The organism is Sphingobium naphthae (genome assembly GCF_043589935.1).
Classification (GTDB): domain Bacteria; phylum Pseudomonadota; class Alphaproteobacteria; order Sphingomonadales; family Sphingomonadaceae; genus Sphingobium; species Sphingobium naphthae_A.
This window is the reverse complement of the sequence record NZ_CP171454.1, coordinates 1475146-1494189: the sequence shown is the minus strand read 5'-3', so window position 1 is coordinate 1494189 and position 19044 is coordinate 1475146. Positions and strand designations below refer to the sequence as shown.

The 19044-nt window shown below is 65.0% G+C and carries 20 protein-coding genes and 1 tRNA gene; 10 read left to right on the top strand and 11 right to left on the bottom strand.

Annotated elements, in window-relative coordinates:
• Nucleotides 1–186: 186 nt before the first annotated feature.
• Nucleotides 187–321, top strand: a complete 135-nt coding sequence (locus ACGGKE_RS07355) for a hypothetical protein (RefSeq protein WP_394441562.1) — start codon at nt 187–189, stop codon at nt 319–321.
• 77 nt (nt 322–398) lie between these two features.
• Here the strand turns inward: ACGGKE_RS07355 and ACGGKE_RS07350 are convergent.
• Nucleotides 399–475: transfer RNA gene (locus tag ACGGKE_RS07350), tRNA-Arg, on the bottom strand.
• A 67-nt stretch (nt 476–542) separates the two neighbouring features.
• Here ACGGKE_RS07350 and ACGGKE_RS07345 point away from each other — a divergent pair.
• A complete protein-coding gene (locus ACGGKE_RS07345; protein WP_394441559.1) occupies nt 543–1271 on the top strand; it encodes a queuosine precursor transporter in 729 nt (242 codons plus the stop codon).
• On the opposite strand, the gene truA is transcribed toward ACGGKE_RS07345, so the two are convergent.
• Together truA and fmt are read right to left on the bottom strand one after the other, a co-directional pair.
• Nucleotides 1262–2002 (bottom strand): tRNA pseudouridine(38-40) synthase TruA, encoded by a 741-nt coding sequence (gene truA / locus ACGGKE_RS07340; RefSeq protein WP_394441556.1) that lies wholly within the window; start codon nt 2000–2002, stop codon nt 1262–1264. The genes ACGGKE_RS07345 and truA overlap by 10 nt on opposite strands.
• A gap of 4 nt (nt 2003–2006) precedes the next feature.
• The gene (gene fmt, locus ACGGKE_RS07335) at nt 2007–2915 is read right to left on the bottom strand and encodes a methionyl-tRNA formyltransferase (protein ID WP_394441553.1); all 909 of its coding nucleotides are present in this window, start codon (nt 2913–2915) and stop codon (nt 2007–2009) included.
• A gap of 53 nt (nt 2916–2968) precedes the next feature.
• Between fmt and recR the strand changes: the two genes are divergently transcribed.
• The 3 genes from recR to ACGGKE_RS07320 all read left to right on the top strand — a co-directional run bounded on the left by recR (nt 2969) and on the right by ACGGKE_RS07320 (nt 6976).
• A complete protein-coding gene (gene recR, locus ACGGKE_RS07330) occupies nt 2969–3565 on the top strand; it encodes a recombination mediator RecR (protein WP_394441550.1) in 597 nt (198 codons plus the stop codon).
• A 59-nt stretch (nt 3566–3624) separates the two neighbouring features.
• Nucleotides 3625–4155: a peptide deformylase gene (gene def / locus ACGGKE_RS07325; RefSeq protein WP_394441546.1), complete on the top strand. Its 531-nt coding sequence runs from the start codon at nt 3625–3627 to the stop codon at nt 4153–4155.
• Between the two features lie 364 nt (nt 4156–4519).
• A complete protein-coding gene (locus ACGGKE_RS07320; protein ID WP_394441543.1) occupies nt 4520–6976 on the top strand; it encodes a TonB-dependent receptor in 2457 nt (818 codons plus the stop codon).
• 117 nt (nt 6977–7093) lie between these two features.
• Here ACGGKE_RS07320 and phoB read toward each other — a convergent pair whose 3' ends face one another.
• The 7 genes from phoB to ACGGKE_RS07285 all read right to left on the bottom strand — a co-directional run bounded on the left by phoB (nt 7094) and on the right by ACGGKE_RS07285 (nt 14419).
• Nucleotides 7094–7795 carry a phosphate regulon transcriptional regulator PhoB gene (gene phoB, locus ACGGKE_RS07315; protein ID WP_228167299.1) on the bottom strand — a complete coding sequence of 234 codons (702 nt, stop codon included), beginning with the start codon at nt 7793–7795 and terminating at the stop codon, nt 7094–7096.
• A 2-nt stretch (nt 7796–7797) separates the two neighbouring features.
• Nucleotides 7798–8493 (bottom strand): phosphate signaling complex protein PhoU, encoded by a 696-nt coding sequence (gene phoU, locus ACGGKE_RS07310; RefSeq protein WP_394441539.1) that lies wholly within the window; start codon nt 8491–8493, stop codon nt 7798–7800.
• 19 nt (nt 8494–8512) lie between these two features.
• Nucleotides 8513–9301 (bottom strand): phosphate ABC transporter ATP-binding protein PstB, encoded by a 789-nt coding sequence (gene pstB / locus ACGGKE_RS07305; RefSeq protein ID WP_394441537.1) that lies wholly within the window; start codon nt 9299–9301, stop codon nt 8513–8515.
• 8 nt (nt 9302–9309) lie between these two features.
• A complete protein-coding gene (gene pstA / locus ACGGKE_RS07300) occupies nt 9310–10569 on the bottom strand; it encodes a phosphate ABC transporter permease PstA (protein WP_394441535.1) in 1260 nt (419 codons plus the stop codon).
• Nucleotides 10566–11960: a phosphate ABC transporter permease subunit PstC gene (gene pstC / locus ACGGKE_RS07295; protein ID WP_394441532.1), complete on the bottom strand. Its 1395-nt coding sequence runs from the start codon at nt 11958–11960 to the stop codon at nt 10566–10568. The genes pstA and pstC overlap by 4 nt, the downstream gene beginning before the upstream one ends.
• A 10-nt stretch (nt 11961–11970) precedes the next feature.
• On the bottom strand, nt 11971–13035 hold the full coding sequence (locus ACGGKE_RS07290) for a substrate-binding domain-containing protein (RefSeq protein WP_394441799.1): 1065 nt from the start codon (nt 13033–13035) through the stop codon (nt 11971–11973).
• Between the two features lie 91 nt (nt 13036–13126).
• Complete coding sequence (locus tag ACGGKE_RS07285) at nt 13127–14419, bottom strand: ATP-binding protein (protein WP_394441529.1); 1293 nt, start codon at nt 14417–14419, stop codon at nt 13127–13129.
• 101 nt (nt 14420–14520) lie between these two features.
• Between ACGGKE_RS07285 and ACGGKE_RS07280 the strand changes: the two genes are divergently transcribed.
• The 5 genes from ACGGKE_RS07280 to ACGGKE_RS07260 all read left to right on the top strand — a co-directional run bounded on the left by ACGGKE_RS07280 (nt 14521) and on the right by ACGGKE_RS07260 (nt 18435).
• Nucleotides 14521–14961, top strand: a complete 441-nt coding sequence (locus tag ACGGKE_RS07280; protein WP_394441526.1) for a hypothetical protein — start codon at nt 14521–14523, stop codon at nt 14959–14961.
• Between the two features lie 134 nt (nt 14962–15095).
• Nucleotides 15096–16238, top strand: coding sequence for a glycosyltransferase (locus tag ACGGKE_RS07275; protein ID WP_394441523.1), 1143 nt, complete (start codon nt 15096–15098; stop codon nt 16236–16238).
• A 42-nt stretch (nt 16239–16280) separates the two neighbouring features.
• The gene (locus ACGGKE_RS07270) at nt 16281–16589 is read left to right on the top strand and encodes an HPr-rel-A system PqqD family peptide chaperone (protein ID WP_394441521.1); all 309 of its coding nucleotides are present in this window, start codon (nt 16281–16283) and stop codon (nt 16587–16589) included.
• Nucleotides 16586–17449 carry an HprK-related kinase A gene (locus tag ACGGKE_RS07265; RefSeq protein ID WP_394441518.1) on the top strand — a complete coding sequence of 288 codons (864 nt, stop codon included), beginning with the start codon at nt 16586–16588 and terminating at the stop codon, nt 17447–17449. Before ACGGKE_RS07270 ends, ACGGKE_RS07265 begins: the two co-directional genes overlap by 4 nt.
• On the top strand, nt 17446–18435 hold the full coding sequence (locus ACGGKE_RS07260; protein WP_394441515.1) for a nucleotidyltransferase family protein: 990 nt from the start codon (nt 17446–17448) through the stop codon (nt 18433–18435). Before ACGGKE_RS07265 ends, ACGGKE_RS07260 begins: the two co-directional genes overlap by 4 nt.
• On the opposite strand, the gene ACGGKE_RS07255 is transcribed toward ACGGKE_RS07260, so the two are convergent.
• Nucleotides 18432–19031 carry a TetR/AcrR family transcriptional regulator gene (locus ACGGKE_RS07255; RefSeq protein WP_394441513.1) on the bottom strand — a complete coding sequence of 200 codons (600 nt, stop codon included), beginning with the start codon at nt 19029–19031 and terminating at the stop codon, nt 18432–18434. The genes ACGGKE_RS07260 and ACGGKE_RS07255 overlap by 4 nt on opposite strands.
• Nucleotides 19032–19044 lie beyond the last annotated feature (13 nt).

Sequence of the window (19044 nt, the reverse complement as noted above, 5' to 3'; positions counted from 1 at the left end):
CGGTTCGCGGGTGAAACCTTTTCGTTTTCATGCGTTGGTTCTGCAGACAGAGTGAGGAACAGGCTCATGCAGATCGCATTCGGAACGGCCCGGCCGTCTTTCGCAAGGGGGTATAGCCCGCTTTACCATGCCGGAGAGACGAACCGCTGTCCCTCCTGCACTCGCCAGCACTGGATCGTTGGCCGCATGGTCGCCGAATGCGCCTTTTGCGGGACGGCGCTGCCGCTCGAACAGTTCAGCACTTATGGCGCCAGCCCGCGCATAGAGCGGACCGGCGCGACAATGAGCGAATTGCCAGAGGAATTGCGCGCGATTTCCTGAACGCGATGTTGTCGGGGAGAGCCATCAGCCCTGAAGCGATCCCCAGGCGCCGCCACCGATTGCTTTAAACTGATCACTGGCGACCCCGGCAGGATTCGAACCTGCGACCATCCGCTTAGAAGGCGGATGCTCTATCCAACTGAGCTACGGGGCCGTGCCATGCGCGATAGCGGCAGGGGCGGCGGCTTGCAATCGCCTGTCCACCCGATAAGCAGGACACCATGGACGACGGGGCGGTGCAGAGGATCGGGGCAGGGGCGCTGGGCGCGCGGCCGCTGCGCTATTATGATGTCTTCATGGCGGCCTTCGTCGCCATCCTGCTGCTGTCCAACCTGATCGGCGCGGCCAAGCTGTCGACGCTGGGCGGGGTCACCTTCGGCGCGGGTATTCTCTTCTTCCCGCTCGGCTATGTGCTGGGCGACGTGCTGACCGAAGTCTATGGCTATGCCCGCGCGCGGCGTTGCGTCTGGGCCGGGTTCGCCGCGATGCTGTTCATGGCGCTGATGAGCTGGGTCGTCGTCGCCTTGCCGCCCGCGGAAGGATGGCCGGACCAGCCCGCCTATGAGGCCGTGTTCGGCAGCACATGGCGCATCGTCTTCGCATCGCTCATCGCCTTCTGGGCGGGCGAACTCGCCAACAGCTTCGTCCTGGCGCGGATGAAGCTGCTGACGCAGGGGCGGCATCTGTGGATGCGCACGATCGGGTCGACCATCGTGGGGCAGGGGGTGGACAGCCTGCTTTTCTACCCGCTCGCTTTCTATGGCGACTGGACCAATGCGCAGGTGGCGACCGTCATGGTGACGAACTGGGCGATGAAGGTCGGGTGGGAGGCGATATTGACGCCGGTCACCTACGCCGTGGTGGGCTTTGTCAAGCGGCGCGAAGGGCTGGACATCTACGACGAGGGCACGAATTTCACGCCCTTCCGCGCCAGCATCCCTCAGGGATAGGTCGCGCTTACGAAATACAGGCCGTCGGGCGGCGCGTTGAGGCCCAGCGCCGCGCGGTCCTTCGCATCCAGCGCGTCGCGCAAATCATCGGCGCTCCAGCGTCCCATCCCCACCATCGCGAGGCAGCCCACCATCGATCGTACCTGATGATGGAGGAAGGAGCGCGCGGCGGCATGAATGGCGATGCGCTCGCCAGTCCGCTCCACATCCAGCCGGTCGAGCGTCTTGACCGGGCTTTCGGCCTGGCAATGGGCGGAGCGGAAGGTGGTGAAGTCGTGGCGGCCGACCAGGATCTGCGCGGCCGCATGCATCGCGCCGGCATCGAGCGGCTGCACCACGCGCCACACCAGCCCCGCCTCGAACGTCAGCGGCGCGCGGCGATTGGCGATGCGGTAGACATAGGACCGGCCGACGCAGGAAAAGCGCGCATGCCAGTCGTCCGGCACCGCTTCGCAGGCGAGGATCGCGACCGGCGCCAGGCGCATTCGGGCATTGAGCGCCTCCATCAGGCGAAACGGCGCGATCGGCTTGGCGATGTCGGCATGGGCGCGCATGGCGAGGCCATGGACCCCCGCATCGGTACGGCCGGCGGCATGGACGGTCGCGGGCGCCCCGGTCACTGCCGCGATGGCGTCCTCGATCGTCTGCTGGACACTGGGTCCATGCGCCTGCCGCTGCCAGCCCATGAAGGGGCGGCCGTCAAATTCGACGGTGAAGGCGAAACGGGTCATTGCGTCAGGCGTCGACGCGGCTGTGCGCGGGCATGTCATAGCCGCGCAGCAACTCGCCCGGGCTCATTGCGCCCTTGCCCGCGCGCTGGATCAACGTCGGACGGATCGCATCATGGCCGCAGCCGATAAGCAGGCTGTCGTCCAGCAATTCGCCCGGCGCGCCGGCATGATGTTCGACATGGGCGGCAAGGATGCGGAACCGCTCGCCGCGATATTCGAAGAAGGCGCCGGGAAAGGGATTGAAGGCGCGCACCTGGCGCTCGACGGCGTGCGCGTCGCGCGTGAAATCGATGCGCGCTTCGGCCTTGTCGATCTTGGCGGCGTAGGTGACGCCTTCGGCCGGCTGGGGCATGGGCGGGTGCAGCGACAGGTCGTCCAGCACCTCGACCATCAGTTCCGCGCCGGCAGCGGCCAGCTCCTGCGTCAGCGCGCCGGCGGTCTTGTCTTCGATCGGCGTCACATGCTTGGCGCGCATGGGTCCGGTGTCGAGCCCGGCCTCCATGTCCATGATGGTGACGCCCGTGACATTGTCGCCCGCCAGGATCGCGCGCTGGATCGGCGCCGCTCCGCGCCAGCGCGGCAGCAGCGAGGCGTGGATGTTCATGCACCCCTGGCGCGGCGCGGCCAGGATCGCAGCCGGCAGGATCAGCCCATAGGCCGCGACCACGGCCACATCGGCGTCCAGCGCGGCGAAGGCGGCCTGCGTGTCCGCGTCCTTCAGCGACGGCGGCGTGCGTACCTCCAGCCCCAGTTCCTCCGCGCGCAGATGAACCGGCGAGGCGCGCAGCCCCTTGCCACGGCCGGCGGGTCGGGGCGGCTGGCTGTAGACGGCGGCGATGTCATGACCCGCCTTCACCAACGCGTCGAGCGCGGGAACGGCGAAATCGGGGGTGCCCATGTAGATAATACGCATGATGCGTCCTCAAAGCCCTTGTCTGCCTCGGTTGCAACACTTTATCTCGGCGGATGGCTTCACCTGAAATCGAGATGCTGACGCAAGCGCTGTCCCGCCTGCCGGGTCTTGGTCCCCGATCGGCGCGCCGTGCGGTGCTGCATCTGCTCAAGCGCCGGGAAGGCGCGATGGAGCCGCTGCTGCGCGCGCTGGAGGCGGTCAATGAGCGGCTGGTGACGTGCCATGTCTGCGGCAATGTCGACACGGTCGATCCCTGCGGCATTTGTGCTGATCCGCGCCGCGACCCGCGCGCCTTGTGCGTGGTGGAGGATGTGTCTGACCTTTGGGCGCTGGACAGGTCGCGCCTGTTCCCCGGTCGTTTCCACGTGCTGGGCGGGCGGCTTTCCGCGTTGGAGGGCGTGCGGCCAGAGGATTTGACGATCGACGCGCTGGTCGGGCGGGTGGAGGCGGGCGGCATGGACGAGGTCGTGCTGGCGATGAACGCCACGCTGGAAGGGCAGACCACGGCCCATTATCTGGCCGAACGCCTGGAGCGTTTTCCGATACGGCTGACGCAGCTGGCGCATGGCGTGCCGGTGGGCGGTGAGCTCGACTATCTGGACGAAGGCACGCTGGCGCAGGCGCTGCGGGCGCGTCGTCCGGTCGCCTAGGGTGGTGGGAACCACGCGGAGCGCTTGATAAATGTGCGCGTTCCGCCTATGTTCGTCGCATGGCAATCCGTCCCATCCTTGAAGCGCCCGATCCTCGGCTGCGCACCATTTCGACCCCGGTCGAGGCGATCGACGACGATCTGCAGACGCTGATCGACGACATGTTCGACACCATGTATGATGCGCCCGGCATCGGGCTGGCTGCGATCCAGGTCGGCGTGCCAAAGCGGGTGCTGGTCATCGACCTTCAGGAACCCGGATCGGACGAGGAAGGCGCGCCGCTGGTCAAGAACCCGCTGGTCTTCATCAATCCGCAGATCCTCAAGGGCTCGGACGAACTGTCGGTCTATAATGAAGGGTGCCTCTCGGTGCCCGACCAGTTCGCCGAGGTCGAGCGCCCTTCCGTGATCCGCGCCAGCTGGATGGATCGCGAAGGCCGCATTCATGAGGAACAGCTGGAAGGCCTTCTGGCCACCTGCCTCCAGCATGAGATGGATCATCTGGAAGGCATACTCTTCATCGATCATCTCTCGCGCCTGAAGCGCGACATGTTGCTGAAGAAGCTCAACAAGGCCCGCCGCGCGGCCTGACGCCGGCTTCCTTTTACCTATCGCAAAGGCGCTCTGGCCAGTTGGGCAGAGCGCCTTTTCTTTATGCGCTATTGGGACGACGGAGTCGGTGTCTGACACAAAATGCCAGAGGCAGGGCCAGATATGGTACTCTCAAAGTCAAAATCAGAATTATGATGTAATGATCAGAATTATGGCAAATTGCATCTACAATAAGCTTTATAGTTAAAAACTGAAATTAAAAATAATATTCTGAAGCAACTTTTAATTTAACAAATTTGTCACGGCCTGCGCGCAGGGGAGCGCCCACGGTTCGCATGGATCGCCACGAGCATAAGAAGTCGGGCGGCTGCGACCTGTCCAACGACAAAGGGAATTCGGGTCCATGAAAAAGCTATTGATGTGCAGCGCCGCGATGGTCGTGGCGGCTATGCCGGCGCTCGTCCACGCGCAATCAACCGGGTCGCAGGATTTCGAAGATGCGATCGTCGTCACCGGTGCGCGCGCCGACGAAAGCGTGGCCGGCGTCACCACACCGGACACGCCCAAGGCCAAGGTCACGATCGAGCAGGAACTGATCGCGCGCCAGCGCCCGGGTCAGTCGATCAACGAAACGCTGAACCTTGTGCCGGGCGTCAGCTTCTCCAACCAGGACCCCTGGGGTTCGCTGGGCGGCAGCTTCACCATTCGCGGCTTCAGCGCAGACCGCGTGTCGCAGACGATCGACGGCATACCGCTCAACGATTCTGGCAATTACGCGCTTTACACCAACCAGCAGCTTGATCCCGAAGTGATCGAATCGGCGACCGTCAGCCTCGGCTCCACCGATGTGGACAGCCCGACAGCCTCCGCCGCCGGCGGCACGATCAACATCCGGTCGCTGACCCCCAGCGATGAGATGGGCGCGATGTTCAGCGCCAGCTACGGCAATATTGTCGCGCGCGGTAATGATGACGACCGCGCCTATCACCGCGTGTTCGGCCTGTTCCAGACTGGCGTCTTCACCGCGATCGGCACCAAAGCGTGGTTCTCCGCTTCGCGCGCGGTGAATGATTCGAGCTTCGTCAACTATGGTGGCGTCGACAAACAACAATATAACGGCAAGATCTACCAGCCGCTGGGCAGCAATGGTGACTTCATTTCGATCGCCGGTCATTACAACCAGAACCGCAATACATTCAACGGATCGACCTACACCACCAGCAGCTTTCCCGGCACGGCGGAAAGCCGCTTCTATGAAACGCCCAGCTGCACGACGGATACCGCCGAAGCCGGCGTGACCGACATCGCCGACAGCTGTGGATCGGCGTTCGAGCGTCGCTACAATCCGTCCAACACCGGCAATGTCCGCATCAATTCGCGCTTCACCCTGGCGCAGGGGCTGACGCTGACGGTCGATCCCAGCTTCCAATATACCAAGGCCAATGGCGGCGGCACCTCCTATGGCTATGAAGGGGCGAACGCCGATGGCTATAGCGGCGGCTATTATACCAGTGACAGCCGCAACACGGCGACGAGCAGTTCCACCCAATATTATTATTTCGGCGGCGTGGACCTGAATGGCGACGGCGACACCCAGGATTTCGTCCGTATTCTCTCGCCCAGCCAGACCGAAACCAAGCGTTACGGCGTGATCGCCAATTTGGGCTATGAGATCGATCCGAACAACCGGGTTCGCTTGTCCTACACCTTCGATCGCGCGCGGCATCGGCAGACGGGCGAGGCGGGCTATCTGACGCTGAGCGGCGATCCCGTCGACGTCTTCCCGGTGAACGATCCGATCACCGATGCGGACGGCAACGTCATCCAGAAGCGCGACCGCCTGTCCTATGCAACGCTGAACCAGATCGCGGGCGAATATCGCGGCAGCTTCGCTGACGATTCGATCGTGCTGCTCGCCGGTGCCCGCGCACCCTTCTTCACGCGGGATCTCAACCAATATTGCGTGACCACCGATGCGTCGGGCAACGTCGCATGCCCAGCCACCCAGGCCGGTATCGACGCGCTGCTGGCAGCCAATTCGTCCTACGCTGCGCCGCAGTCGCGCAAGATCACATATAGCAAGCTGCTGCCCAATCTGGGCGTCACCTACAAGTTCAACGACAAGGCGAGCCTGTTCACCAGCTATGCCAAGAACCTGTCGGTGCCGGGCACGGATGCGCTCTACGGCGCGCTCTATTTTGACGAGGACAGCAGTTCCGGCCAGCCCAAGCCGGAAACCTCCGATGCCTTCGATCTGGGCTTCCGTTATCAGTCGGGCATCATCCAGGCGCAGCTATCGGGCTGGTACACCCGGTACAATAACCGCCTGGCGAGCGCCTATGACGCCGATTGCGATTGTACCGTCACGCGCAACCTGGGCCGGGTCGACAAATATGGCATCGATGGCAGCGTCGCCGTGCGGCCGGTCAAGGACCTGATGTTCTACGTCTTCGGCTCCTACCTCAAGTCGGAGATCAAGGACGATGTCCAGACCAGCGCCACCGCCTATGCCGCAACTGCGGGCAAGCGCGAGGCAGGCGCCCCCAAATACACCTTCGGCGGCCGCATCCAGGGTACGCTCGGCCCGGTCGACCTCGGCTTGCAGGTCAAGCGGACGGGCGAGCGCTACGTCAACGACATCAATACGGTGAAGTTGCCCGGCTATACGCTGGTGGATCTCGACGCTCGCTTTTCGCTGGCGCAGTTCGGGCTGGAGAAGACCTTCTTCCAGCTCAACGTCACCAACCTCTTCGACAAGGTCTATATCGGCTATTCGGGGACCAGCCTGACCGGCACATCGGGCACTGCTTATCTCGGCGCGCCCCGCGCCATCAGCGGATCCATGGTCGTCGCCTTTTGAGTGGATCAGGGGGAGGGGCTATGGCGCCTTCCCCTGATCCATCCGACCTGAAAACGAAAAGCCCTCCCCAAATTGCCTTGGGGAGGGCTTTTCGTTTCCATTCGACCGGTCGAAGTGTCAGGCCATGCCTTCGGTGTCGAGCGCATAGCCTGCGGAGCGCACCGTGCGGATGATGTCTTGATATTGGCCATCGGCATTGATTGCCTTGCGCAGGCGGCGGATATGCACGTCGACCGTGCGCAGTTCGATGTCGCTGTCCTGGCCCCAGACGCTGTCGAGCAGGCGCTCGCGCGAGAAGACCCAGCCGGGATGCTCCAGGAAATGCTTGAGCAGGCGAAATTCGGTGGGGCCCAGCGGTATCACCTGGCCCGACCGGCGGACCTTGTGACCGACCGTGTCCATTTCGACATCGGCGAAGGTCAGCGTTTCGCCTGCCAGCGCGGGACGCACCCGGCGCAGCACCGCGCCGACGCGGGCGACCAGTTCGCGGGGGCTGAACGGTTTGGTGACATAATCGTCAGCGCCGGTTTCCAGCCCGCGCACGCGATCCTCCTCCTCGCCGCGGGCGGTGAGCATGATGATCGGCACATTGGCGGTGCCGGTCATGCGGCGCAGGCGCCGGCAGACCTCGATGCCCGAAAGGCTTTCGACCATCCAGTCGAGCAGGACGATGTCGGGGACATTCTCCTGCGCCATCAGCAAGGCTTCTTCACCATCGACGGTGTGGGAAACGTCGAAATCCTCTCGCTTGAAATGCCAGATCAGAAGCTCGGCAAGCGCCGCGTCATCCTCAACCAGCAGCATCTTGGCCCGCGGCATGATCAGTCCTCCAATTGGATGTCGGGGCCGCGCTCCCGTTCGGGCAGGGTCTTGCCCGTCGCGGCATAATAGACCATTTCGGCCACGTTCGTGGCGTGATCGCCGATGCGTTCGATATTCTTGGCGATGAACAGCAGGTGCGCGCATTCGCTGATCGTCTTGGGATTTTCGACCATATAGGTCACCAGCGTGCGGAAGACGCTGTTGTAGAAATCATCCACAACCGTGTCGCGCTCGACGACGGCCAGGGCCAGGTCGGGATCGCGCGCGGCGAAGGCGTTCAGCGCGTCATGCACCATCTCGCCGGCGACCTGGCCCATGGAAGGAAGAAGCGAAATCGGCTCCATGGTGCGGGTGTTGGTGGCGACCAGCGGCACCCGCTTGGCGATATTCTTGGCATAGTCGCCGATCCGTTCGACGACGCTGACGATCTTGAGCGCGGCGATGACGTCGCGCAGGTCGTTGGCCATCGGCGCGCGCAGGGCGATCACTTCGACCACCATCTTCTCGACCTCCGCCTCGATCGCGTCGATGCGCTTGTCGTCGGCGACCACTTCGGCGGCCAGCGTCTTGTCGTGACGCTGCAGCGCGAGCATCGCATTTTCGATGGCGGCTTCGGCCCGGCCGCCCATTTCGGCGATCAGGCCGCGCAGCCGGTCGATGTCCTCGTCAAATGCCTTGATCGTATGTTCTGCCATCTTAGTGCCTCCGCGCGGATCAGCCGTAGCGACCCGTGATATAATCCTTGGTCCGCTCCTGGCGCGGATTGGTGAAGATGTCGGACGTGACGCCATATTCCACCAGCTCGCCCAGGTGGAAAAAGGCGGTGCGCTGCGACACGCGGGCCGCCTGCTGCATGTTGTGCGTCACGATCACGATGCCGTAGCGGCCGCGCAGTTCGTGGATCAGCTCCTCGATCTTGGCGGTCGCGATCGGGTCCAGCGCCGAACAGGGTTCGTCCATCAGGATCACTTCGGGCTCCACCGCGATCGCGCGGCCGATGCACAGCCGCTGCTGCTGGCCGCCCGAAAGCGCGGTGCCGCTGTCCTGCAGCCGGTCCTTCACTTCTTCCCACAGACCCGCGCGGCGCAGCGACTTCTCGACGATGACGTCCATGTCCGCCTTGGATGCGGCCAAGCCGTGGATGCGCGGGCCGTAGGCGATATTTTCGTAGATCGACTTGGGGAAGGGATTGGGCTTCTGAAAGACCATGCCGACGCGTGCGCGCAACTGCACCACGTCCATCGACGCAGCGTAGATATCTTCGCCGTCCAGCGTGATCGTTCCTTCGACCCGCGCCGATGCGACGGTGTCGTTCATGCGGTTGAGGGTCCGCAGGAAGGTCGACTTGCCGCAGCCCGACGGGCCGATGAAGGCGGTGACATTGTCCATGTCGACGTCGATGGAGACGCCCTTGATCGCCTGCTTGGCGCCATAGAAGACCTTGACGTCGCGCGCCGTCATCTTCGGGTCGGCCAGGGCCAGGCTTTTCTGTTCTTCAGTCATGGGGCTGTTTACCACCGTTTTTCAAACTTGTTGCGCAGGTAGATGGCGAGACCGTTCATCGCCAGCAGGAAGACGAGCAGCACGATGATCGCCGCCGAGGTCTTTTCCACAAAGCCCTTGGAGACTTCGTCGGACCACAGGAAGATCTGCACCGGCAGCACTGTCGCGGGATCGGTGACGCCGCCGGGCGGGGTCGCGATGAAGGCGCGCATGCCGATCATCAGCAGCGGCGCGGTCTCGCCCAGCGCACGAGCCATGCCGATGATGGTGCCGGTCAGGATGCCGGGCAGGGCGAGCGGCAGCACATGCTGGAACACGACCTGCACCGGCGACGCGCCGATGCCGAGCGCCGCGTCGCGGATGCTGGGCGGCACCGACTTGATTGCGTTGCGTCCGGCGATGACGATGACGGGCATCGTCATCAGCGCCAGCGTCATGCCGCCGACCAGCGCCGCGGATCGGGGCAAGTGCAGGAAGTTGAGGAAGATCGACAGGCCGAGCAGGCCGAAGATGATCGACGGGACCGCCGCCAGATTGTTGATCGACACTTCAATGATGTCGGTCCACCACGTCTTGGGCGCATATTCCTCCAGATAGAGGGCGGTGGCCACGCCGATCGGAAAGCTCAGCACCAGGGTGACGATCATCGTCAGCAGCGAGCCCTTGAACGCGCCCCAAATGCCGACCTGCGTCGGGTCCGTGCCGTCGCTGGCCGACAGGAAGCTCCAGTTGAAGCCGGTCGACAAAATGCCCGCCTGGTTGAGCCGCTTGACCGCCGCTTCGGCTTCTGGCGACCCGTCGCTATTGGCGGCCAGATCGATGTCCGTGGAAGCGGGCACGCGGATGATCTCGGTGCGGTGGAGGACGGTGGGATCGGCCTTGATCGCGTCGCGCAGGCTGAGCCAGGCGGTGGGCGCCAGCAGAGTTCCGGCATCCTTGCCCAGCATCTTTTCCGCGACCGCGCTGGTCACCATCGGCAGATTGGCGTTGGCCAGCGCCTCGTTGGTGATCGCCTGCGGATCGAGGAGCAGCGGCGAGGCGGGGAAATCGACCTTCAGCGCGATCTCCGTCCGGGTGAAGCCGCGCAGGCCATTGCCCATCATCGTCACCAGCAGGAAAGCGAGGAAGGCGGCCGACAGCAGCACGGCGCCCAGGCCCAGCAAGTGGAAGCGCCGTTCGGCCGCGTAGCGCCGCGCAATCCGCTTGCGCATCGCGTCGGACTTCCAGTCGGTGGGAAGCCGCTCGGCGGGAGATGTGGTCGAGCTCATTCGTAGGCCTCGCGATATTTCTTCACGACCCGCAGGGCCACGATGTTGAGCAACAAGGTGACAACGAACAGGACAAGTCCGAGCGCGAAGGCGGCAAGCGTCTTGGCGCTGTCGAATTCCTGGTCGCCGGTCAGCAACTGGACGATCTGGGTCGTGACTGTCGTCACGCTGGCGAAGGGGTTGAGGGTGAGGTTCGCGGCCAGGCCGGCGGCCATGACAACGATCATCGTCTCGCCGATCGCGCGGCTGACGGCCAGCAGCACGCCGCCGACCACGCCAGGCAAAGCGGCGGGGATGAGCACGCGCGTGATTGTCTCACTCGTTGTCGCGCCCATCGCCAGGCTGCCGTCGCGCATCGATTGCGGCACGGCGGCAATGCTGTCGTCGGCCATGGAGGAGACGAAGGGAATGATCATCACGCCCATGACCAGGCCCGCCGCCAGCGCGCTTTCCGAACTGGCGCCATGGATGCCGATCGAGGCGGCGAGATCCCGCAGGGCCGGGGCGACGGTCAGCGCCGCGAAATAGCCGTAGACCACGGTCGGAACGCCCGCCAGCACCTCCAGCATCGGCTTCATCCATTTGCGGACGGCCGGGCTGGCATATTGCGTCAGGTAGACGGCGCTCATCAGGCCGAGCGGGATCGCCACGATCATGGCGATGATGGCGCCGATGAAGATGGTGCCCCAGAAAAGCGGGACCGCACCAAAGGCATCGTCATTGCCATAGCCCATGGCGGCCGATTGCGGCGACCATTTGAGGCCGAACAGGAAATCGATGGGGTTGACCATCGAGAAGAAGCGGAAGCTTTCCCACAGCAGCGACGCGACGATCCCCAGCGTGGTGACGATCGCCAGCAGCGAGGCGATCAGCAGCGAAATCATGACGAGCCGCTCGACCCGGGTGCGCGCGCGGAACTCCGGCCGGATGCGGGTAAAGGCATAGGCGCCCCCGGCGAAGGCGAGGATCAGCGCCAACACCGCGCCGGCGATGCCATATTCGGTCATCGCTGTGCGATAGGGTTCGACCAGCGGTTCGCTCGCCGGATTGAAGGCGCCCGCCTGAAGACCGCTTGCGATGGCGCGCGCCTCACCCAGGATGGCGGCGCGGGCGAAACCGTCGACGGGCAGGCCCTGCGCCGCCGGATCGGTCAAGACCGACTGCGTCACGAGCCCTGGCGCGAAATTGGCCCAGACGGCGAGAAAAATGCCAGCGGGGATCAGCGCCCACAGCGCGACATACCAGCCATGATAGCCGGGAAGGGAATGGACGGCATCGCGCCGTCCGGTCGCCCGCGCGGCGGTTTGGAGCCGCATGGCGCGCGCGCGCGCGCTGACCCAGGCGATGGCGCCCAGGCCTGCGAGCAGCAGGAGAATGGCAGGTCCGGTCATTGGCCTTCGCTTATTTCAGGTCGGCGCCATCGAGCACGGTCAGCGACTTGACCGTCTCGGCATTCTTCTTGCGCACATCCTCGGGCGCCGGGACCATGCCGCGCTTGGCCAGCACGCCACCTGGACCCCAATTGGCGGCGAAGGTGTTGAGATAGGCATGCAGGCCGGGGACGGCCTGCATATGCGCCTTCTTCACATAGATGTAGAGCGGGCGCGCGCCGGGATACCGCCCGGTCGAAACGGTTTCATAGGTTGCCTGGATGCCGTTGATCGGCACATCCTTGAGCGTGTCCTTATTCTCTTCCAGGAAGCTGAAGCCGAACACGCCCACGGCATTGGGATTGGCGCCCAGCTTCTGCACGATCAGATTGTCATTTTCGCCCGAGTCCACATATTTGCCGTCTTCGCGGATGCGGGTGCAGGCCGCCTTATAGTCGTCCTCGCTCTTTTCCTTGAGCGCTTCCATGGCGGGATCGGTCTGGCAGCCCTTTTCAAGAATGAGTTCCGCGAGCGAATCGCGGGTGCCGCTGGTCGATGGCGGGCCGAAGACGGAGATGGGAATGGCCGGCAGGCTGGCGTCGACATCCTTCCAGGTCTGCGCCTTGTTCGGCCCCTTGCCATAAGGGTTGGCGGCCAGCGCTTCATAGACGATCTTGGGCGTCAGCGAGAGGCCGGGGCCTTCCTTCGATTCCGCGAAGGCGAGGCCGTCGACGCCGATCTGCACCTCGATGATGTCCTTGACGCCATTGGCCTGGCACTGGTCGAATTCGGATTTCTTGATGCGCCGCGACGCGTCCTCGATATCGGGATGCTGGGCGCCGACGCCGGCGCAGAACAGCTTCATGCCGCCGCCGGTGCCGGTCGATTCGATGATCGGCGATTTCATGCCCGGATTGCTCTGGACGAACAGTTCGGCGGCCGCCGTAGCGAAGGGATAGACGGTAGAGGACCCGACCGCGCGAATCTGATCGCGCGTGCCGCCGGCACCGCCGATCTGATCGCCGCAGGCAGCGAGGCTGAGAACGCTCGTAGCGGCAGCGGCGAGCAAGGCGAAAGCTTTCACTGGTATCTCCATCGTCAAAGCCGCGAGTCGCATGCCGCCGCCCCCCTTGGAGCCGGGCCTTAGTCGCGGACCGTCGCGCCTTTGTGACATTGTGGTTTCATTTTCATGACACCGTGCCCGAAAGGGCAGACGGGCGCTTCTTCTCGTCCATCCGCGCAGACGCTTCTTCCGCAGGCGGTGGCAGCAGGACGCAGATGCTGGTGCCCTTGCCCAAGGTGCTGGCAATGTCCAGCCGCCCGCGATGCCGCTCGACAATATGCTTGACGATGGCGAGGCCTAGCCCCGTGCCGCCCATCGCTCGGCTACGGCCTGAATCCACGCGGTAGAAGCGCTCGGTGAGGCGCGGCAGGTGATCGGGGCCGATCCCTTCGCCCTCGTCGGTAACGCAGAGCTTCGCCATGCCGCTGGGGCCTTCCGCCAGCGTCACCCGAATGGGCGTGCCGGGGCGGCCATATTTGACCGAATTGCCGATCAGATTGTGGATCAACTGAGACAGCTGGGCGCGGTCGCCCAGCACCGGGCCGAGCGAAGGCGCGATTTCCATTTCGACGTCGCGGCCGCGTTCGCCATGGCTGGAACGGAACACGCCGACCACTTCGGCTACCAGTTCGCTCAGGTCCACCGGACTGTCGGGCGCGCGATATTTCTCGGCCTCGATGCGCGACAGCGAAATGAGGTCGTCGATGAGCCGCTGCATGCGCCGCGCTTCGCCGTCCATGATCTTGAGGAAGCGCTGGCGGGTTTCGACATCCTTGCCCAGTTCGGGATCGGCCAGCGTTTCGATGAAGCCCAATATTCCCGCCAAGGGGGTGCGCAGTTCATGGCTGGCATTGGCGACGAAATCGACGCGCATCCGTTCGGCGGCGTGAGTGCCGCTATGGTCGACCAGATGAACCAGCCGCCGCATCATGTCGACCGCGCCCACGGGCGCAACCCGCATCTGCCAGCGCTGTTCGCGCGTCCCGAGCCCGACCAGTTCGATCATGATTGGTTCGGCCAAAGGAGCCAGGCTGGCGAGCCGTTCGGCCGCGGCGGGGTGGCGGATCGCGATGCGGGCGTCCTCACCTTCTATATGCGCGCCTAGCAGCCGCATCGCCGCGCGATTGGCGCGCACGATCCGGCCTTTCTCCACCAGCATCAGCGGATCGGAAATCCCTTCCAGCAGGCTCGGGAAATCAGGATGCGCGGCAAAGTCAGGCTGCTCCGGCATGACGGGCGCGGGCAAATCGGCCGGGCGCAGGCCCGCATCCCCCGACGTGATGATCAGCACCAGCACGCCCGCCAGCACGGGCAGAGCGATGCTGATCGGATGCGCGCCCATCATCAGCGCGCCCCCCGTCCCCAGCAACAGCATGGCGAGGGAGGCGGTGATCTGTGATATGCTCAGTCGATTCATGGTTACCGCACTGGATTTGTCGCGCATCTGCTGCGAGTGTCTTGCCCCAATAGCGTGCAATCTTTACGCTTTGGCAAGCGGCGGATGCGAATTGGAGCGATATGACTGAGCCCAAGGCCGATCAGGACGGCGCCTTGCCGCAACAGCCCTCGGCTGCCGATCGGCTGGCGGAGGGCGGCGTGGCGTCGCGTCGGCAGTTGCTGATGGGGGGCGCGGTCGCGGCGTCCACCATCGTGTCGATCCGCCCGGCGCTCGCGAACACGGCGGCGTCGGTCCTCAACTGCACCATCCCTGTGCCCGACCAGGGACGGGCGGGCAACTATATCGCGCCTAATGGGAAAGTGGTGCCGCCTGGCACGCCCGGCGCCTTTCCCGGCACTGGCCGCAGCTATACCGGCGAACAGGTGAAGCAGGCGCTGCGCGGACGTCCCCTGCCGGGCACCAGCTACGATCAGAACCAGGCCTATCTCAATTATATCCGCCGGCTTCAGTCCGGAACGAGCGGCTTTACCTGCTACGCATCGCTGCAGATGCCGCGCTGAGTTGTCGCTCGGGCAAGGTGAGCGCAGCGTAACCACCGTTCGCAATCGGACCCGATACGGATCATGCGCGTTGATGCCGTCGAGCCGCTGAGGTTCATGCGAGCGGCGGAGACGAGATGTATCAGCAAGGCGCCATGTTGACGGCCGATCTGTCGGTGGCGGTCTATCTTTATCAGCCGGGTGATGGCGGGTTGGACAGGGTTGCAATCCTGTTGGCGAATCACTTGGCGCGACGCGGCATCAGGGTCGAATTGTGGATGGCCCACATGCAGGGCGTCAGCGCTCATTTGATCGATTCAAGGGTTCCAGTGCGACGGGTAGCGGCGCTGAACGGCCATCGGCGTTTGTCGATGATTGGCCAGTATCCGGCTCTGTGCGCGATGGTGCAGCGGCATCGGCCCGACATTCTCTATTCCGCCGGCAATCAGAGCAATATGCTGGTGGCGCTTGCCTGCGCCGGCACGCAGACGCGGTCGGTCGCGCGCATTTCCAATCCGATCATCCGGCCCAGGCAGCGCGTGATGGCCGCCTGGGCGCGGTTGAAACGGTTCCGGGCCATCACGCGGCTGAGCGACCTCACCATTGTCATGGGCGAGCATGACCGCGCGCTGCTAGCGTCCAGCGGCGAGGTGCGGCTGTTGCCCCGACCCACTGTGACGCCAGCCATGGAGAAGGCGCGGGCGCTGCGCCGGCCGCGCGAGGCGGACGCGCCTTTTTCCCTGCTGATGGTGGGGCGGCTGGTGACGCAGAAGGATCATGCCACCGCGCTCGACGCATTGGCGCGCTTGGCACATATCGACTGGCGACTGACGATCGCGGGCGAAGGGCCGCTGCGCGGAGCGCTGGAGCGACAGGCGCAGGCGCTCGGCATCGCCGATCGAGTCGACTTCTTGGGCTATGTCGGGGATCCCGAGCGCCTGGCGAGGCTGATGGGCCGAGCCGATCTTCTGCTCCAGCCTTCGCGTTGGGAAGGGCTATGCGCGACGCTCATCGAGGCGCTGGCCTGTGGTTCACAAGTCGTCGCGACTGACAGCACACCCAATATCCGGCCTGTCCTGGCCGCCGCCGGTCAGCATCCGCCGGTGCCCGTGGGCGATGCCGCCGCTCTGGCCCGCGCGATCGGGCGCACGCTGGCGCGTCCGGCTGCGCCCGCCTTGCTGGAGGCCGCGGTGCGGGAACATGGCGCGGCTCGAGCGCTCGACGCCTATCTCGATGCCTTCGCGGCGCTCGTCCGCCGACCCGCGCCGGCATTGTCGCCCTCGCCCGTCCTTCCCTGATACGTTAGGCTCTTGGCTACTCTCCTGCGCTAAGGCGGGGGCATGCCGCAGGAAGAGCCAGCTTTGGACCGGACCCGCATCTACCGACTCGACCCGCGGGATCATTACCGCATCTGCCCTCTCGATGACCTGGTGCTGCTCTACCATGTCCGGTCCGGACAGACCCATATGGTCATCAGCCCGGTGCCGGAGATGCTGGAGGCGATGGCGGACGGCGCGCCGTTGAGCGCGAGCGACCTTCATTCGCGGCTGGCGCGCGACTATGACCTGGGCCCGCCGGATGTGGCCGTCGCGCAGATCGGGGCGCAATTGCAGGCGCTCGAAGCGCTGGGTCTGGTGCGCGCGGCATGATGCACGGCCTCACCCTGCGGATCGGTCCCGCAAGCTTTCGCATCGGCTCCGCCTGGCGCTCGCCGATTGAAGCGCTGGCGAGCCTCTACGCTGCCTATCCCGATGGCGGCGGCACGGTCGCCGACTTCACCGTCCGGCTCCAGCCGACCAGCATGCTGCGGCGTTGGGTGCGGCCGTCCATCTTCATCACCGGCGACCATGGCCTCGCGGACGCCGCGCCGATGAGCCTGGCCCATGGGCTGCTGGCGGCGGAAATGGGGATGAACCTGCAAATGGCGCTGGGCTGGCGGCGACATCTGCTGCTTCACGCGTCGAGCGTCGAGAAGGATGGCCGGGCGCTGGTGATGACCGGCGAATCCGGATCGGGCAAGTCGACCTTGGCGGCGTTGCTCGGCGAGCGGGGCTGGCGGCTGATGGGGGACGAATTCGCGCTGCTCGATCTCGACAGCGGCGCGATCCTGCCCTTTCCACGCCTCGTGTCGCTGAAGAACCAGGCAATCGGCGTGGTGGCCGACGCCGTGACGCCGGACCGGATGGGCCCATTGCTGCGCGCGACGGCCAAGGGGGACATTCGCCATATGGTGCCGCGCGCCGATGCGGTCGCTCGCATGAGCGAAGGGGCGATGCCGGCGCTGCTGCTCTTTCCGCGCTTTGGGCATGAGGTTGCTCTGCGCCCCGTAGGGCAGGGGGAGGCGTTCATGCGCCTGACGCAGGCCTCCACAAACTATGTCGCGCTGGGCGAGCCGGGCTTCGCCGCGCTCACTCGCTTTGTCACTGGCGTGCCGGCCTGCGCGATCGACTTTCCGACGGGCGAGGCCGCCTTCGAGATGGTGGATCGTCTGTGGGAGGGCAGGGCATGAGCGCCGCCTTGCTGGTCCGCGCACTGCGCGATCCGGCTTCTGTCGAGGTGCTGGACGGGGCGGGCTGGAACCGCCTTCTGGCGGCGGCCAAGGCCGAACGGTTGATCGCGACGCTGGCATGGCGGATCCAGGGGATGCAACTGCCGCACGGCGTGAAGCCGATCCTGCAGGACGCCCGGATGGATGCGGAACGAGAGGCACGGCAGGCGATGTGGGAGGCGGACCGCGCAGCCCATGCCCTGTCCGCGATCGGCGTGCCCCTGATCGTACTCAAGGGCACGGCCTATGCGGCGGCGGAGTTGGTCGCAGGGCAGGGGCGCTTCATTGGCGACCTTGATATTCTCGTGCCGCGCGCCGCCATGGAGGCGGTGGAGCGCGCGCTGATGGCGGCGGGCTGGGAATGGGTGAAGGAAGACGCCTATGATGACGCTTATTATCGCCAGTGGATGCATGAACTGCCTCCGATGATCCATGCCGAGCGCGACCGGATGATCGACGTGCACCACACCATCCTCCCGCTGACGGCGCGGCCAAAGCCGGATGCGGCGGCCTTGCTGGCGAACGCGGTTTCGATCGGGGATGGCCTTTGGGCGCTTTCGCCCGAGGATCGAGTGATCCATGCCGCGGCCCACATGCTGGCGGACGGGGATCTGCAGGGGGGATTGCGCAATCTTTGGGACATTCACTGCCTGCTCCGCGACATCGACCGCGCCGCGCTCGAGGGGCGAGCGGCGCGGCATGGCCTGCGGGCGCATGTGCGGCAGGCCCAGCGACTGGCGGATGCGCTCTATGATGGCGGCGCGGCCTTGACGCCATGGGACCGGATCGTGCGCGCGCGCCTGCTCGCCCGGGACGGATGGGGGCGCGAGACGCGCAAGCTGCTGGTCTTCGCTTTTTACCTGCGCTCGCACTGGTTGCGGATGCCGCCGCTGATGCTGGCGCGGCATTTGTGGACCAAGTGGCGCAGGGGCCATCGGCCGCGTTAGCGTCCTTCGGGCTCCAGCATGGCGCGGATCGCGAGCGCGGCCATGTCGGCGATGGCGATCAGACGATCGGTCGCATGGCCCGCGCGCGCATCGCTCGACAGGCCGGACATGACGGCGGCAACATAGTCGGCCACGACCTGCGCTTGTTCGGGATGCGACCGAGCCACGAAGTCGCGGATCGTCGCCACGCTGGCGTCGCGGCAATCCCGCGCGCGGCAGGCGGCGTCGGCGTCGGTGCTGCGGCCATTTTCCAGCACCAGGCAGCCGGCCTGGGCCGGATCGGCTGAATAAGCGCTCGCCGCATTGCGCAGCAGGCGCGCCAGCGCGGCGGCAGGGTCAATGCCGGGCAGGTCCAGCACGTCCAGCAGCGGCGAAGCCTGGGCATAGCGCGCCAATATCTCATCGAACAACTGCGCCTTGCTGCCGAAGGCGGCGTAGAAGCTGGGCGGATTGATGCCCATGGCGCTGGCCAGCGCAGCTACGCCTACGCCCTCATAGCCATGGACGTGGAATAGCGCCTGCGCCTGGTTGAGCGCCTGGTCCCGGTCGAAAGCGCGCGGGCGCCCACGCTTCCGGATTTTTTCTGTATCGGTCACTATGATTATCCTT

What these genes read in the sequence shown, in the direction of transcription:
- ACGGKE_RS07285 (WP_394441529.1), bottom strand. Translation starts at nt 14,419, where the DNA reads ATGAATCGACTGAGCATATCACAGATCACCGCCTCCCTCGCCATGCTG.
- ACGGKE_RS07260 (WP_394441515.1), top strand. Translation starts at nt 17,446, where the DNA reads ATGAGCGCCGCCTTGCTGGTCCGCGCACTGCGCGATCCGGCTTCTGTC.
- ACGGKE_RS07270 (WP_394441521.1), top strand. Translation starts at nt 16,281, where the DNA reads ATGCCGCAGGAAGAGCCAGCTTTGGACCGGACCCGCATCTACCGACTC.
- ACGGKE_RS07345 (WP_394441559.1), top strand. Translation starts at nt 543, where the DNA reads ATGGACGACGGGGCGGTGCAGAGGATCGGGGCAGGGGCGCTGGGCGCG.
- fmt (WP_394441553.1), bottom strand. Translation starts at nt 2,915, where the DNA reads ATGCGTATTATCTACATGGGCACCCCCGATTTCGCCGTTCCCGCGCTC.
- ACGGKE_RS07355 (WP_394441562.1), top strand. Translation starts at nt 187, where the DNA reads ATGGTCGCCGAATGCGCCTTTTGCGGGACGGCGCTGCCGCTCGAACAG.
- pstA (WP_394441535.1), bottom strand. Translation starts at nt 10,569, where the DNA reads ATGAGCTCGACCACATCTCCCGCCGAGCGGCTTCCCACCGACTGGAAG.
- pstC (WP_394441532.1), bottom strand. Translation starts at nt 11,960, where the DNA reads ATGACCGGACCTGCCATTCTCCTGCTGCTCGCAGGCCTGGGCGCCATC.
- ACGGKE_RS07290 (WP_394441799.1), bottom strand. Translation starts at nt 13,035, where the DNA reads ATGGAGATACCAGTGAAAGCTTTCGCCTTGCTCGCCGCTGCCGCTACG.
- def (WP_394441546.1), top strand. Translation starts at nt 3,625, where the DNA reads ATGGCAATCCGTCCCATCCTTGAAGCGCCCGATCCTCGGCTGCGCACC.
- ACGGKE_RS07265 (WP_394441518.1), top strand. Translation starts at nt 16,586, where the DNA reads ATGATGCACGGCCTCACCCTGCGGATCGGTCCCGCAAGCTTTCGCATC.
- recR (WP_394441550.1), top strand. Translation starts at nt 2,969, where the DNA reads ATGGCTTCACCTGAAATCGAGATGCTGACGCAAGCGCTGTCCCGCCTG.
- pstB (WP_394441537.1), bottom strand. Translation starts at nt 9,301, where the DNA reads ATGACTGAAGAACAGAAAAGCCTGGCCCTGGCCGACCCGAAGATGACG.
- ACGGKE_RS07320 (WP_394441543.1), top strand. Translation starts at nt 4,520, where the DNA reads ATGAAAAAGCTATTGATGTGCAGCGCCGCGATGGTCGTGGCGGCTATG.
- phoU (WP_394441539.1), bottom strand. Translation starts at nt 8,493, where the DNA reads ATGGCAGAACATACGATCAAGGCATTTGACGAGGACATCGACCGGCTG.
- ACGGKE_RS07280 (WP_394441526.1), top strand. Translation starts at nt 14,521, where the DNA reads ATGACTGAGCCCAAGGCCGATCAGGACGGCGCCTTGCCGCAACAGCCC.
- phoB (WP_228167299.1), bottom strand. Translation starts at nt 7,795, where the DNA reads ATGCCGCGGGCCAAGATGCTGCTGGTTGAGGATGACGCGGCGCTTGCC.
- truA (WP_394441556.1), bottom strand. Translation starts at nt 2,002, where the DNA reads ATGACCCGTTTCGCCTTCACCGTCGAATTTGACGGCCGCCCCTTCATG.
- ACGGKE_RS07275 (WP_394441523.1), top strand. Translation starts at nt 15,096, where the DNA reads ATGTTGACGGCCGATCTGTCGGTGGCGGTCTATCTTTATCAGCCGGGT.